Below are 14,547 nucleotides of genomic sequence, written 5' to 3'. Positions count from 1 at the left end.
AATAAGAGACCTTTCAAAAGTTCAATGAACGCCTGAAAGGTCTCTTATTTATGTAAAAAAGGGTATATAGCGGCCGTACCCTTCCGTCTCAAACTGCTCTACCGGAATAAAGCGTAAAGAAGCGGAATTGATGCGGTACTGAGGCTGGTTACGATCTTGGACTAAGTGACCCAAATGCGACTTGGATATGCGGCTGCGAAGCGCCGTTCGCACCTGACCGTTGCTTAGGTCGGATTCTTTCCGAATCCAGCCCTCTTCGATTGGCTTTGAGAAGGTCGGCCAGCCGGTTCCGGCATCGTACTTGTCCCTGGAGCTGAACAACGGATCGCCGTTTATGACATCGACATAAAGCCCCTCGCGTTCGTTATTCCAATATGCGTTCTGAAACGCAGGTTCTGTATCCCTATTCTGTGTAACGTTATATTGCAGCTCCGTTAACTGCTGACGCAGTTGATCTTTGTCTTTCATCGTATTCCAACTTCGTTCGAAGAATTCTTTTCGTCCGCTGCCTTCATGATACAAATTGTAGGATCTGCGGTGCGTATTGTAATAATCCTGATGCTCATCCTCAGCAGGATAGAATGGCATCGCGGGTAAGATCTCGGTCAAGATAGGCTTCTTAAATCGTTTGCTCTTCTGCAATGCTTGCTTAGAGGATTCTGCCTTCTTGCGCTGTTCCTCGTTATGTACAAATATCGCGGTTCGGTATGATGATCCACGGTCCAGAAATTGTCCGCCATGATCAGTGGGATCAATTAGCTGCCAATAGATATCAAGGAGTCGCTCATAAGGAAACAACTCCGGCTGAAATGTAATTTGAACAGCTTCGACATGACCTGTCGTTTCCGTACCGACTTCTTCGTAGGTCGGATTTATCGTATGGCCGCCCGTATAACCGGAAACGACCGAATCAATCCCGGGAAGTTTGTCGAACGGCTGTACCATGCACCAGAAACAGCCTCCCGCAAATGTAGCCATCTCCGTTCTCTGATTTGAGTTAACCATTACTTCTACACCACCAGACTTCCATTTCTGTCATTCCTATTAGTCACATTGTATGTCCTGTGGGGAAGGGGATCAAGTTCTTGTCCATTTAAAACCAAACCTGCCGTGCCTCATATTAAAAAAAGCAACCGAACGTTATACGCCGGCTGCTTTGTTATTACTTAGAATGATTGAAAGTCTAGTTAGATTGGATTCGCAAATCACGATTCCAATTGTCCTGCCCGGTCCGTCCGTTCCGTCCGGTCAGTCGAAGAAGACCGGTTTCCCGGTTTCGGCGGAGATATAGACCGCCTCGAGAATCGCCGAAACAATCATCGCCTCTTCAGGCTTCACGAGCGGCTCCGCATCGTTCACGATGCAGTCGATCCATTGCTTGGCTTCGTACTCGAAATCCGTTAGATCCTCGCCTCTGAAGCGTTCCCTCGCCTTCGGATCCACGTCGATGACGTTCAGGAACAGGCTGCCGTCCCGCTCTCCGTTGATTCGCAGGCCGCCGTTGAAATCCGCTCCGCCTTTCGTGCCGCACAAATACGATCCTTCCGTCTTGGCGACATTGAGCGCCCAGCTGGTTTCGATCGAAACGACGGCGCCGTTCTTGAATTTCACATAGCCGAAGGCCGAATCCTCTACTTCGAATTCCTTCGGATTCCAGGAACCCCACTCATTCGCCGCGTTCTCCGTATGCTTTAATTTGTGGAAGACGCTGCCCACGACGCTTTCCGGCTCGTAATTGTTCATCAGCCAGAGGATGAGATCCAGAGAGTGGGTGCCGATATCGATCATCGGACCTCCGCCCTGCTTCTCCTTATCCAGAAATACGCCCCATGTGGGGACGCCCCTTCGTCTGGTGGCAACCGCTTTAGCATAATATATATCGCCAAGCTCGTCGTTCTCAATCATTTTCTTCAGTAGTTGGGACTGCGCCTTGCTCCGGTTTTGGTAGCCGACCGTCAGCTTCTTGCCCGTCCGGACATGGGCCTCATACATGGCTTTCGCTTCGGCACCGGTCTTTGCCATCGGCTTCTCGCACATGACATGCTTCCCGGCTTCCATGGCCGCGATCGAAATCTCAGCATGCGAGATATTCGGCGTTAGAACATGAATGACCTCGATTTCTTCCATGGCAAGCAGTTGATTGTAATCCGTGAATACCCGGGCGCCTGGCGCGCCGTACTTCTCGGCGGCTTCGCGCGCGCGTTCCTCGATCAGATCGCAGAATGCAACCATCTCTGCCTGTTCTACTTTGGCCAAGCTTGGCATATGCTTACCGTTCGCGATCATGCCGCATCCGATGATACCTATCTTGACTGTACGCATTGCTTACATCCTCCCGGCTGTGAATTCAACCATTCTTCGCTCGCGATGCGCAATATAGGCTGTTTCTAACAGCTCCGTCAGCTTTGTGCCATCCTCCAGCCCGAAGGGCATCGGCAAGTCGTCCAGGACGCCGTTCACCCATTGAGTCAACGGCAGCGGCTGCGCTTCGGGCAGCCGGTAAGGAGAAATCCAGCCCTGCAGCGGAGAATCGGTATTCTTGGTTGCGACTTGCACACTGTCTCCGGAGATGATGAGAGTTCCTTCCGTTCCGTACAGCTCGAACGCCGGCGGCGTCCGGTAAGTGACCAGACTGGTCTCCAGCAGCGCGACCGCATTGTTCGCGAACTCGATCGAGCATTGCGCGTTGTCTTCTACCGCCCGGCCCGTGAAATGGCTGAACATCGACGTGATGCGCTTCGGCTGTCCGAGCAGCCAGCTGGCCAGATACATCGGGTGGCAGCCCAGATCCATCATGGCGCCTCCGCCCGCTAGTTTCTCGTCGTACCAATAGTCGGGCAGCCAATTGCGGAGCGCGCCGTCATGGCCGTTTCGAATGCGCAATAGTGTGATATCGCCGAGTTGGCCCTCGTCCAGCAGCTGCTTGGCGAACAGATGATGCGGTCTGGTCCGGGCGGGGAACGAAATGCAGAACTTGACGCCCGCCTGCCGGACAGCAGCCGAGATAAGGTCGCATTCCGCGACGGTAAGCGCCATCGCTTTCTCGGTGAAAATATGCTTGCCCGCGTTCGCTGCGGCGATCATCACATCGGCGTGCATGCTTGTCGGAGCGTCGACGACTACGGCGTCCACGTCTTCTCTGCGGAGCAGCGCATCAAGGTCGGATTCGAACCCGGCACCGAGTTCTTTCGCCCAGGCGCTGCCCCGTTCCTTGTTCTCATCCCATACGGACGTAATGTTAGCGTTTTCAAGCGATTGCAGGTGTTTGGCGTATCCGTCGGCATGTACATGCCACTTGCTGAGCATGGCGACATTTAGCATTCGAGAATCCCTCCTAGTTCATGTAATAAAAAGGCGGCTCGTTGCTTATTCGATTGTAGGTGCATGCGTCTTGCAATGGTGAGTCATGCGAGCAGTCACAGTGGAGTGGTCAATAAATGGGAGTAGTCAGGTCAGCGAGGGCAATCAGGCAGTGAGCAGTCAATCAGCGGCATGGCTGTTAATCGTCTTCGTAGCCATAGGCCGGATCTCCGGCATTGAATTGGCGGGCGGCCGTCCGAGGTTGAAGGAGTGTACCCAAGGCGGACTATATATCATGCATGGTATAACGGTCGCAATCGCCATCATGCGGTTAGGTGCGGTGCTTTCAACTATGAAAATCAAGCTCGGTGAATGCCCTTCGCTCGGAAACGGCACTAAGTATTTGAAATGCGGCACCTCTCTTTGTGCGGCGGAATCACCTCCAACCTGTCAAGCGTAACTAAAATATATCATATATATTAAATATGAAACAATATTACATAAGGACAGAAAAACAATGAGATCGCGACGAATAATTGGAACCTAGCTCACGACAAAACTTTTATACTAAAAATAAAAAGCCGCAGTTTATGCGACTTCCGTTGTACAGATGTTGTTGTCATCCGACATTTATAAGATCTCAATACGCTGATTATCCGCGCCTGCTATTCATCGGATACGCCAAGCGCTTTGTTCCGTTCTTTAAACCGCTCGTTATGCGACGATACATAAGCCATTCTTGGTGCCTCGGGATCCATGTACCGTTTGGCGCTGTTAAGCGCCAAGGCCGCATCCGTGAACGCCCCTGCAATAAGGTTGAGCTTGCTTTCGTAATTGGCGAAGTCGCCAGCCCCGAAAATGCCCGGCAAGTTCGTCTCGAGTCTCGGGCTGACAAATATGTTCCAGTCGTCCATATCCAGTCCCCAATCCTTGATACCTGTAAAATCGGACTTCAGTCCGTGGTTGACGATAACCTCGTCTATTTCAAGCTCGCGCGAATCTCCTGATTCGATATGGGTAATCGTCACCCGTTCAATCGTCTTTCCGTTGCCGCTATATAACTGCGTGACTTCATATGGCGTAAGCACATCGGCGGAAGACTCCTTCATTCGAACAATGTTTTTCTCATGCCCGCCGAAGCGGTCGCGTCTATGCACGACCATGACCTGAGCAGCGATGGGGATCAGCTCGTTCGCCCAATCGACAGTAGAGTTCCCCCCACCCGAAATGAGTACTCGTTTCCCCCTAAAAGGCTCTAGTTCCTGCACGGTATAGTGAAGATTGGACACCTCATAGCGTTCAGCTCCCGCAAGCTCCAGCTTCGCCATTCGCAGAATGCCGCGGCCGATAGCCAGAATGACCGTGCGCGTCCAGTGCTTCTCTCCCGTTGCCGCCTCCAGAATGTACGTCGAATCCGCTTGTTTCTCCAAACCGATAATATGCTGGCCGAATACAATTGTGGGGTCGAACGTCTTTGCTTGCTCCTTCAATTGGTCGATTAACTTCTCGCATAGGATCGGCGCAACCCCGCCAACATCCCAAATCATTTTCTCGGGATAAATAAGCATCCGCCCGCCCAGCTCGTTTTTCGCTTCTATTAACTTCGTCTTTAAGTCCCTCATGCCACTATAAAAAGCAGTATACATTCCCGCAGGACCACCGCCGATAATCGTCACATCGTATAATTCAAGCTGCTCCGTCAATTGATGTCCTCCTCCAATGGCTCATGTAACGTCCATGCTGTGATAATCATTATCAATATAAGTGTAACTTCGGCGATACGACAATAACAATGGACAAAATCGACGGAGGCTTTATATAAATACAAATTGGAGGATGTTCAGACGCGAGCAAAACGAAATCAAGCTAACGATCGCAATATATCATCGATTTTTTTTCCGTTGGAAATAATTCCGTTATTCATCCAAGTTAGAAAATCAACCTCGTAAACGCGGTTGTTTCGTACAGCGGGAAGATCACGCCACTCTGGCCGATCCAACAGTTCCCTCTCCTTACCCTCTGCCTGGCTATGCCACTTATCGAAAGTTATGAACACATGATCCGCGGTTAACGTACGCAGGTCCTCTATGGTGAGATTGAACATGCCCGGCCTATTCGCTTTTGATGCTACGCCAACTGCGGAGTGAGAGCGCAAACCCACATCGCCAAAGAGAACAGTCGAAACAAAGCCCTGTCCTTCATCCGTATATTGGATGATGTGGTCCGCCGAGATACGCAAAAAAGCGACCGTCTCACCTTTCATAATCTGACTCAGCGTATGACTTGCGGTCCGTGCTTTGTAATCATACTTTGCGATAGCATCTTCGGCCATTTCCGTCCGACCGAAATAATCGGCGACTGTACGCAAAAGCGTACGCCAATTATTAGTCTGCTCACGCAGGATACACGTGCTCGATATACGTCGGCACTGAGAATATTGCTGTTGCTCGTAACGATCCATAAGCAATATCAAGTCCGGCTTATACCCGGAAAGCGCGTCAAAATTGCCGCCGTTCTCGTCGAACGTGGGAATATGGTTTAAGCCTAGGTAGTCTTGTTTTCCCCATTTCGCGTGCCAATACTGGGCGATAGGCTGCATATCCAGCGCGACTATGAAATCCTCCAAATACGGCGCTACTACTCTAAGCTTTCCCTTGCGGCTGCGACGGTATTGTCCGGGCGATATGCCTACCGTCTGCTTGAAACGACGATTGAAATAATATTCATTGTTGAAACCTGCATTCAGCGCAATATCGAGCAGCTTGTCATCGGTGCTTACCAGCCACTTTTTGGCTTCATTAATCCGTACTTCATTTAAGTACTGGAGCGGTACTTGACCCGTAGCCTCTTTGAACAGACGGGTATACTTCCAGCGATCAATGCCTGCGAGTGAGGCCAGCTCCTCCACGGTCAGAAGCTCACGGTAATACTGTTGAATATGCCGTATGCTAAGCTCTACCCCTTGCCGCTCGATATCCGTTCCCTTATCCTCGGCTGCAGGTGGATTTTGGCGGAATAGAAAGAGCAGTAACTCTTGAAATCTTACAAAACGTTGGAACAGCTCGAGCCCGCCTGTCGCTCCGCGGAGACCATATAACTCTTCAAGCAGCTCCATCGTCTTAGCGAATGGTGCGCAGGCAAGCTCTTGCTTATCAGGAAGCAAGTCCGAAGCTGCATCATAGCCGCTCGTTTCGAAGCACAATCGGTAATAGCTGCAACCCATAACCTCTTGATCAACGGATAGAGCTCTACCTGGCCCCTGCAAAAAACATTTTCCTTGTCCCGTCCCGCTCATTATAAAGAGCAGTTCAAAGGTTTCCTTATCATTTCTAGCGCTGCCGTCCAAATCATTCATTACTGCTTGCTCGCCCGCAACGATCAAGCGGATTGATCGCAGCACATAATGGACTAAAGGAGCAGTCTCAGCTTGTTTGCGCTGTTCAATATCCATCGTTACTATCAACCGCCCTTTTAATTGATATTCATTCTCAATGAATATATTGTAAATCAAAACGAGCCGCTCTTCAACGAAGGTTGATGGGCGGCTCTTTCTCAATTATGGCGGTGAGTTCCGCCTAATCACTCTTATTTCCTGTTAAGAAGCCATCAATCGAAGTAAATCATCCATCTTCAAGCCGTTTGCCGTAATGGCTCCCGTCTGCCAATACGATCTCTCTACGGGATAGACATGGCCGTTCTTAAATGCCGGAACGTTTTGCCATAATGGATCTGCTTTCATTTCCTCAAGCGCTTTCGCGTTGCTCTCATCTTCCCACGTCCCGTTGGACGGAAGCAAAATAATATGATCCGCGTCAAGCTCCGGAACGACCTCTTTAGACAAGACGATATTGCCCTCTGTCATCGCCTCGGCGAACCTCGGTGCCTTAAGCCCAAGATCCTCATACAAGATTTGTCCGACAAACGTGTTATGAATGCCGAAAATATTAATTGATTTGTCTACGACGTTCATCCGCAGAACAACAAGCTTCTCATCGCCGATCGCCGCGTTCAGCTTCGCCTTCACATCAACAATGCGGGCTTCGTAATCGGCAAGAACCTGCTCAGCCTTGTCGCTCAGACCAAGCAATTCGGCAATTAAGGTCAATGTTTTGCGCGAATCCGCAAGTACGTCGTCCGGCAAACGGAACGTCGGCGCAACTTTGGAATAGAGTTTGTATTGCGCTGCATCGACCTCTCCGGCTCCGATGATCAAGTCCGGCTCGGACACTAGCATAGCTTCGATGCTGCCGGTCACGTCGAACAACGGCACTTCCAGCTTCAAATAATCCTGCTTGCCCCACATCGGGTTATAATATTGCACAATAGGCGTTACCCCAAGCGCAACTAAATAATCTTCGCGATAAAGAGCTGAGATTCGCTTCGGATTTACCGGTATCTCTACCTCTCCGAAGGCATCGGTTACAACGCGCGTTTCTGCCTGAGGCGGAGCTTCGCTTGGCGCTGCGGTTGCCTGTCCAGACTGATCGGTAGTCGCCGTGGCCACAGTTTGATCGCCCGTTGAGCCGCAACCTGTCACCGTAATCATTGCTGCCGTTATAAGCGATATCCATCCTGTTTTTATAAATCCCAATCTTGCCATGATTAAACTCACTCCCATAAGTTGTATGTTTTGTAGCAAACCAATTCTATCTATTCAAAATGATAATCATTATCATTGCGAATGAGTTGATTGTACCCAAATTGGTTTGCATGCTCAATACACATTCTCAACGACTGGATTTATACAAACTCGTCACTTATCGGGAATGTAATAGTGCGAGGTTATTCGATTTTTTTGCCGTTGTCCTGTGTTTTGTCCTACAAATCTTTTGCATTTCTTCTCCCCATGAGTTACTATTTTTATATTGACAAATTTGCAGGTCTATACAAGGAGGTTAACACGCTATGTGTCCCCGTACCAAAGAACAAAATGAGTTCATACGCATACAGCGTAGAGAACAGATCCTGGACGTCGCCGCTCGCTCCTACTTTCGCACGGGCGGCAGCTTTGATATTCGCGACGTCGCCCGCGAGGCTGGGCTTGGTTACGGCACAGTATACCATTATTACCCCAACCGGCATTTATTAATTGAAGATGTATTAGAAAGCGGCTTTGAGCGATGCGAGCAATTTATCGCGGAATTGGCGAACATCGGCGGCAGCCCCACGGATGACCGGCAGTTGTTTACATATTGCAAAGCGCTGCTCCTGCTGTGGCAGTCGGACGCCCGCGCCTATCTCGTCTACAAAATGGCGTCGGAACATTATGCAGGCTTGCCTGAAAAGGATCGACACCACGCCAAAAGAAAATTTATGGAACGGTTGTACGTTCCACTCCAATCGCTCGCCCAGTGCGAAGACGACGGCATCGATCATATGCTTGCCGTGCTGGTCGGTTGCTGCGGTCTGCACTACTATGCGGGCAATTCCGACCTGGACGTCGATCGAATCGCCCGACTCGCATTGCAAGCTATTACGAAGGAGTCCTGATTGGCATGGTCATTTTAAAAAGCAAGCATGAAATTGAGGCTATCCGTAAGGCATGCCAAGTGGTGGCTGAATGCCATCGTACAATCGCCCCGCTTATCAAACCGGGTATTACCACCAACGAGATTGAGCGCATATTCGAGGAAATTATGTTGAAGCACGGCGCAAAGCCATATCAGAAAGGCTATAAAGGATATCCATATGCGACCTGTGCCTCCGCCAACGATGTGATCGCACATGGCTTCCCTAGCAATAAACCGCTTGTCGAAGGCGATATCGTGACGATCGACACAGTTGCTGAGCTCGATGGCTGGCTCGGCGATTCGGCCTGGAGTTATGCAGTCGGGCAGATCTCGCCGACTGCCGAGAAGTTGATGCGTGTCACGAAGGAATGTCTTGACCTGGGTATCGTGCAAGCGCAGCCCGGCAATCGACTTGGCGACGTGACGAGTGCGATTCAGCGGCATGCGGAATCACACGGTTTCGGCGTCGTGCGCGAACTTCTCGCCCATGGCATCGGCCGCGACCTGCACGAGGAGCCGACTTACATGCATGTCGGCAAGCCTGGAAAAGGCGTCCGGATCAAGGAAGGTATGGTGTTCACGATTGAGCCGATGATCACCGAAGGAACTTATTTCATGACAATCGATCCGGACGGCTGGACCGCGCGGACGTTGGACAACAAGCTCGCCGCCCAATACGAACACACGATCGCTATCACGGCTGAAGGTCCACAAATTTTAACCGCGCAATAGAAAAATTAGAGGTCGACCAATGAAATGGTCGACCTCTAATTTTTCGTATTTGGAATCGCATCTTTCTTTATTCGTTACAGGTTATCCTGTAAACGATATCCCGTTCCAACATTCCCACGCGTTATTCCGACCAGTCGCGCCGCAGCGTGAACAGGTCGCGCAGCGCGTCCGTCGACAGCTCCGTGATCCAGCCTTCCGAGCTTGTGATGACGTCGTCGCTCAGCTGCTGCTTGCTCTCGAGCATCTCGTCAATCCGTTCCTCCAGCGTGCCGAGCGAGATGAATTTGTGAACCTGCACGTCGCGCGTCTGACCCATACGGTAGGCGCGGTCCGTCGCCTGGTTCTCCACGGCGGGGTTCCACCAGCGGTCGAAATGGAATACGTGGTTCGCCGCGGTCAGATTGAGCCCGACGCCGCCGGCTTTAATTGACAAGATGAACACGTTCGGCTGCTCCGCGGGCGGCAGCTCCCTGGACTGGAATTGCTCGATCATCCTGTCGCGCGCAGTCTTGGACGAGCCGCCGTGCAAGTACAGAACGGGCTCACCAAGCTCCCGGCCGAGCACCCGCTGCAGCATTTCGCCCATGCCAATGTATTGCGTGAAGATCAGGCATCTCTCGCCCTCCTCGCGCAGCTCCTTCACAAGGTCGAGCAGCCGTTCGAGCTTGGCGGAGCGGCTGATGAGCATCGCCGATTCGGCAGCTTCCTCGCGCTCGTCCTCCGGCACCGGCACGACTTCCTTCGTGAGCAGCACGGGGTGGTTGCACAACTGCTTCAGCCGCGTTAGCGCGGAGAGGATCGCGCCTTTGCGCTGAATGCCCTCCAGCTTCTTGACCTCGTCCATCAACTCCTTGACAGTCTGCTCGTAGAGCGCGCTTTGCTCACCGGTAAGATGGATGTAGGTCTTCATCTCGTTTTTCTCCGGCAGGTCCAGCATAATATTCGGATCCTTCTTCTTGCGCCGCAGCATGAACGGCTTCACAAGCCGTTGCAGCTCCTGCGTCCGCTTCTCGTCGCGTTCGCGCTCGATCGCTTGGCCGAATCGCTCGGCGAAGGCGCGGGCGGTGCCAAGATAGCCTGGATTGGTAAAATCGTAGATCGACCATAGCTCCGCGAGCTTATTCTCGATCGGTGTGCCAGTCAGGGCGATGCGATGCCGCGCGGGAAAACTCTTGACCGCCATGGCCTGCTTCGTGTTGGCGTTCTTGATGTTCTGCGCCTCGTCGAGGCAAATCGCTGACCACGTATAACCTCCGAGCAGCTCCTGATCCAGTGTCGACGTGGCATACGATGTCAGCACAAGGTCGGCCTCTGCCGCTTCCTCGTAGAATGCGTCGCCGCCCAGCCGCTTACTTCCATAATGGAGCAAGATTCGCAGCGACGGCGCGAATCGACGAACCTCCTTCTGCCAGTTGCCGAGCACCGATGTCGGGCAAATCAGCAGCGCGGGACGGCGTCCTCCTTTGGCGGTCGCTTCCTCGGCGATGTGCAGCAAGTACGTGATGAACTGAATTGTTTTGCCAAGGCCCATGTCATCGGCTAAGACTGCTCCAAGCCCAAATCTTCGCAGAAACGCGAGCCAGGAGTAGCCGCCCTGCTGGTAACTGCGCAGCTCCGCGTGCAGCGTTGTCGGCACGGGAATCGACGGCCAGTCCGCCTGCTGCGTCAACTGCGCCATGACGGTCGTCAGGTGCGCGTTCAGCTCGAGGTCCAACTCCAGTTCGCCTTCGTTGTCGCCGTCCTCCTCCCCGCCGCTTTCGGCGTCCTTGCCCGAGGTCGCCGGCATGAAGAAGCCACGGTTACTGCGCAGATGCAGCTGCAGCACGTCCTGGAAGGACAGGCCACGCCGCGGATCGACGCCGGTCATCGCCTTGCGGATCTGCGCAAGCAGGGCTGGATCGAGCGGCACCCATTGGCCGCGAAATTGCACGAGCCGCTCGCCGCGTGCGACCAATTCTTGGAACTCCGCCTCACTGATGTCTATATCGCCAATGGACACGCGCCAGTCGAATTCGATCAGCGCGTCGAGGCCGAAGAAGGACCGGATTCCGCCCGCGCGCTCCGCTTTGCCCTCGTCTGGGCGCACCTTCGCCCGCAGCCGCGGCTTCTTGCGGCTCGCCTCCTCCCACCACGCAGGCAGCAATACCTGCCAGCCTGCGGCCAATAGTCGTTGGCTATCCGTAGTTAGGAACCGCCACGCTTCGTCGTCCGACAGCGGTGCGTTCAGCACGTCCGCGGAGCTTCCTGCCAATCGGTCCGCCGGCAGACTTGCGCGAAGATGCGCGAGCCAGGCCGCGGAGCGCTCGTGCACGTGCGGCGTCCACCCGGAAGACCACTTCCCGGAGGCTTCGCCGTCCGCGGTCAGCCGTACTGGCGCGAGCTTCGCCGGTTCGAGCTTGTCCTGCAGCAGGAGCGCGAGGCGCCAGCCGCTGGTTTCGGCGTCCTCCGGCTCAAGAAGCTGCAGGAGCGGCCGGAACGGCAGCGTGTCAGCCTTCCAGCCGGCAGCGACGAGCCAGCCGCGCTCGTCTAGGCCTTCGGCCGCCGCGGCGCGGTCGCGAGCGAACAGCAGCGGGAAGTCGCGGCGCAGATCGCCGGCGGCTTCCTCCGTTCCGTAATAGCGATGAAACACCGCCGCAGAGAAGGCTGCGCCGAGGCCGGCTAGGAAGGCGGCATTCGCAGATTCCGCGCCGTGGTCTTCTTCATCCCAGCCGCCGGGCTCGTCCCCATCAATCTCCTCGGCCAGTCTGCCATACTGGTCGCCGCCCGCAAGGGCGCGCAGCGTTTTGCGCGACTTCGCGTCGAGCGCCACCGCGTCCCAAGTCCACCGAAGCTTGCCGGCCTTGTAAGCCTCGAAGCTCGGGATGAATTTCCGCTCTGCGACGCCACGCTCCAGCGCCGGTGCGAGAGCGGCAAGTCGCTCGGCGTCGCCTTCGAGCCGCCAGTTCACGTGCATCGGCAGCATTTCGGGGTTGGCGAAGAACGGCACGACCATCTCCGCTGGCAGCACGACAAGCTCCAACTCGTCACGTAGTTTCTCGATCTCTAGCTCCGTGCCATAGAAAGACGGCTCGTGCCACGCAAACAGCCTCTGCTTGACGAGCAGCCCCGGCGCGTAGCCGGACGCGTCCGCGCCATAGAGCAGCGCGTCGCCTTGTTCGGTCAGGCTCGCTTGAATCGTAAGCGTATCGGCGTACGCGTTCATGACAGCAGTCCTCCTTTTCGCAGTTCTTCCTGCAGCGCCCGCAGCCGACTGTTCCGGCTTGCGAACGCGGCAATGAACTGTTCCCACCGTTCGCTCCTCTTCAGCCGTACGTACAGCTTGGCAAGCCGCTTCAGCAGCTTCGCCGCCGCCTTATAGCCGTCGCGGTTTTTCTGCAGCACATACCGTTCCACCGCCTGATGGTAGAAGGGCAGCAGCAGCTCCGGCGCCTCCTTCTCGACCGGTTTCAGCATGGTCACACGGAATGACAGCGGGTCCTGGCCCATGCACATCTGCAAGTCAATCCACCGGTCCCACCTGCCGTGCGCAGCCAGGGCGTCTTCGTAGATGGTTCGCGAGAATGGCAACATCTCCTGGAGCGTGCGCCACATCGCCGGCTCCGCCTCCGGTAGCTGTGTTACGATCACAGCCCAGTAGTCGCCATAGGACGCCAGGTCTTCGCCGCGGAAGCCAACGAGCAGCGGTCCGGTCTCCGTGAGCCAGTCGCGCAGCCGCGTCCATTGCTCCGCGCGCTCAAGGACGCCGAGCAGCGGCGAGATATGTTCCGGCTTCAGCATCAGCTTGATTCCGTCCCGGGCAAGCAGCGCCCGCGCTTCCGCGTCGCGCGCCAAGTAAATCAGAAGCAGACACTGAGCAAGCGTCCACGACAGCCGCGAGATGGACGAACCAAGCTCCGCCTCCGACGCCTGCAGCTGGCGCAGCTCCTCTTCGTAGAGCGCTGCACTTCCTGCCGAGCCTGGGCTGAGCCAGCGCTGCCACATCCAAGCATAGAGTGCCGCGAAGCAGGCGAGCGTCTTATCCTCGGTCAGCATACGCTCCCTAAGAAAATCCGCCGTCTCCATCAGCCGGTCCCAGTATGCGGAGTTGTCGTTCGCCAGCGCGAGCTTGTCCTCGAGCAGGTTCTGCGCTTGACCCAGCAGCCCCTCGAGCGCGAGCTTTGTATGGTAGCCCATGAACAGGCCCGCTTGGCGCCCGTCCGCCTGAGACGGCTTGACCATTTGTTCCAGCAGGAATAGCAAGGCATTGAGCGTGAACAATTGCTCCAGCGCCCAGGGCAGCATGGGCCGCATCGCCTGCAGGTCGGCGAGCAGCTCGCCAGCCTCCTGCGCTGTTCGGATGTGCTGATGCACCGGTCCCCAGCGCTCCTGGAACCGTTCGTGCCACTTGGCGACGGGTAACTCGGTCAGCTCCGCCTCCGTTAAGGTCGGCCGGATAAGCCGAGGGGCTTCCGGCGCGACTCCTCGGTCCACGCCATCGCCGCCGTTGCCAGCCCGTGACGGCGCTTCCGCGGCTGCTCTTTCGCCATGGCGGGCACCGCCGCGTCCGCCGTCCGGCTTGCCGCTGGCGGACGCGCTCTTCAAGGCGCTGCGCGCGTTGGCGAGCGCTTGGATCGGCCGGCCGCATAGCTCCGCGTAACGCATCAGCGTTGCGGCCATGTGTGTGCAGGCGCGGTTCGCGGAGCAGGCGCATTCGCTCGCGTCGAGGTCGTCCAGATCGACGGCAACGTCGTACATTCGGTTATCCTTGACGCGCGCGTCAACATGCACGCCGTCATCGCGGAGCTCCAATTCTTCGACCCGTCCCTGTTTATAATATTGAAACCCCCGTATGATCGTCAGTTCATCGAAGCGCGCGGCGACGCCCTCTAGCAGCCGCCGCCACGCGCCGTCCTCCAGCATGTAGTCCATATCCATAATTCGTTGACTCCCGGTTACGTCGTCATGTATTCTTAAAACTTCCCTCTATTATACCAGCTATTTCGCCTACGGGACCCGAACACTCCTT

11 protein-coding genes are annotated in these 14,547 nt (G+C 54.8%); 3 read left to right on the top strand and 8 right to left on the bottom strand.

Features of this window, described 5'->3' with window-relative positions:
• Nucleotides 1-48 precede the first annotated feature (48 nt).
• The 3 genes from msrA to PJDR2_RS16400 form a co-directional block, all read right to left on the bottom strand.
• A complete protein-coding gene (gene msrA, locus PJDR2_RS16410; RefSeq protein ID WP_015844832.1) occupies nucleotides 49-1,005 on the bottom strand; it encodes a peptide-methionine (S)-S-oxide reductase MsrA in 957 nt (318 codons plus the stop codon).
• Between the two features lie 243 nt (nucleotides 1,006-1,248).
• The gene (locus tag PJDR2_RS16405) at nucleotides 1,249-2,322 is read right to left on the bottom strand and encodes a Gfo/Idh/MocA family protein (protein ID WP_015844831.1); all 1,074 of its coding nucleotides are present in this window, start codon (nucleotides 2,320-2,322) and stop codon (nucleotides 1,249-1,251) included.
• Nucleotides 2,323-2,325: 3 nt separating this feature from the next.
• A complete protein-coding gene (locus PJDR2_RS16400) occupies nucleotides 2,326-3,321 on the bottom strand; it encodes a Gfo/Idh/MocA family protein (RefSeq protein ID WP_015844830.1) in 996 nt (331 codons plus the stop codon).
• 151 nt (nucleotides 3,322-3,472) lie between these two features.
• On the opposite strand from PJDR2_RS16400, the gene PJDR2_RS16395 reads away from it, so the two are divergent.
• Nucleotides 3,473-3,760: a hypothetical protein gene (locus PJDR2_RS16395; RefSeq protein ID WP_150106504.1), complete on the top strand. Its 288-nt coding sequence runs from the start codon at nucleotides 3,473-3,475 to the stop codon at nucleotides 3,758-3,760.
• A 205-nt stretch (nucleotides 3,761-3,965) separates the two neighbouring features.
• Here the strand turns inward: PJDR2_RS16395 and PJDR2_RS16390 are convergent, their stop codons facing one another.
• The 3 genes from PJDR2_RS16390 to PJDR2_RS16380 all read right to left on the bottom strand — a co-directional run bounded on the left by PJDR2_RS16390 (nucleotide 3,966) and on the right by PJDR2_RS16380 (nucleotide 7,900).
• Entirely contained in the window at nucleotides 3,966-5,003 is a 1,038-nt protein-coding gene (locus PJDR2_RS16390) for an NAD(P)/FAD-dependent oxidoreductase (protein ID WP_015844829.1), read from the bottom strand.
• Between the two features lie 158 nt (nucleotides 5,004-5,161).
• Nucleotides 5,162-6,751 (bottom strand): helix-turn-helix domain-containing protein, encoded by a 1,590-nt coding sequence (locus PJDR2_RS16385; RefSeq protein WP_041614344.1) that lies wholly within the window; start codon nucleotides 6,749-6,751, stop codon nucleotides 5,162-5,164.
• 144 nt (nucleotides 6,752-6,895) lie between these two features.
• Complete coding sequence (locus PJDR2_RS16380) at nucleotides 6,896-7,900, bottom strand: ABC transporter substrate-binding protein (RefSeq protein WP_015844827.1); 1,005 nt, start codon at nucleotides 7,898-7,900, stop codon at nucleotides 6,896-6,898.
• A gap of 305 nt (nucleotides 7,901-8,205) precedes the next feature.
• Between PJDR2_RS16380 and PJDR2_RS16375 the strand changes: the two genes are divergently transcribed.
• Nucleotides 8,206-8,790 (top strand): TetR/AcrR family transcriptional regulator, encoded by a 585-nt coding sequence (locus tag PJDR2_RS16375; protein ID WP_015844826.1) that lies wholly within the window; start codon nucleotides 8,206-8,208, stop codon nucleotides 8,788-8,790.
• Between the two features lie 5 nt (nucleotides 8,791-8,795).
• A complete protein-coding gene (gene map / locus PJDR2_RS16370) occupies nucleotides 8,796-9,542 on the top strand; it encodes a type I methionyl aminopeptidase (RefSeq protein ID WP_015844825.1) in 747 nt (248 codons plus the stop codon).
• Nucleotides 9,543-9,663: 121 nt separating this feature from the next.
• Here map and PJDR2_RS16365 read toward each other — a convergent pair whose 3' ends face one another.
• Together PJDR2_RS16365 and PJDR2_RS16360 are read right to left on the bottom strand one after the other, a co-directional pair.
• On the bottom strand, nucleotides 9,664-12,744 hold the full coding sequence (locus tag PJDR2_RS16365) for a DEAD/DEAH box helicase (RefSeq protein WP_015844824.1): 3,081 nt from the start codon (nucleotides 12,742-12,744) through the stop codon (nucleotides 9,664-9,666).
• The gene (locus PJDR2_RS16360; RefSeq protein ID WP_015844823.1) at nucleotides 12,741-14,456 is read right to left on the bottom strand and encodes a hypothetical protein; all 1,716 of its coding nucleotides are present in this window, start codon (nucleotides 14,454-14,456) and stop codon (nucleotides 12,741-12,743) included. The genes PJDR2_RS16365 and PJDR2_RS16360 overlap by 4 nt, the downstream gene beginning before the upstream one ends.
• Nucleotides 14,457-14,547: the final 91 nt, after the last annotated feature.

It is taken from the genome of Paenibacillus sp. JDR-2 (assembly GCF_000023585.1).
Classification (GTDB): Bacteria; Bacillota; Bacilli; order Paenibacillales; family Paenibacillaceae; genus Pristimantibacillus.
This window is presented reverse-complemented; position numbering and strand designations above follow the sequence as displayed.

Bases quoted from the DNA above. Each gene is read 5' to 3' on its own strand.
- msrA (WP_015844832.1), bottom strand. From the start codon at position 1,005: ATGGTTAACTCAAATCAGAGAACGGAGATGGCTACATTTGCGGGAGGC.
- PJDR2_RS16385 (WP_041614344.1), bottom strand. From the start codon at position 6,751: ATGGATATTGAACAGCGCAAACAAGCTGAGACTGCTCCTTTAGTCCAT.
- PJDR2_RS16365 (WP_015844824.1), bottom strand. From the start codon at position 12,744: ATGAACGCGTACGCCGATACGCTTACGATTCAAGCGAGCCTGACCGAA.
- PJDR2_RS16360 (WP_015844823.1), bottom strand. From the start codon at position 14,456: ATGGATATGGACTACATGCTGGAGGACGGCGCGTGGCGGCGGCTGCTA.
- PJDR2_RS16380 (WP_015844827.1), bottom strand. From the start codon at position 7,900: ATGGCAAGATTGGGATTTATAAAAACAGGATGGATATCGCTTATAACG.
- PJDR2_RS16405 (WP_015844831.1), bottom strand. From the start codon at position 2,322: ATGCGTACAGTCAAGATAGGTATCATCGGATGCGGCATGATCGCGAAC.
- PJDR2_RS16400 (WP_015844830.1), bottom strand. From the start codon at position 3,321: ATGCTAAATGTCGCCATGCTCAGCAAGTGGCATGTACATGCCGACGGA.
- PJDR2_RS16375 (WP_015844826.1), top strand. From the start codon at position 8,206: ATGTGTCCCCGTACCAAAGAACAAAATGAGTTCATACGCATACAGCGT.
- map (WP_015844825.1), top strand. From the start codon at position 8,796: ATGGTCATTTTAAAAAGCAAGCATGAAATTGAGGCTATCCGTAAGGCA.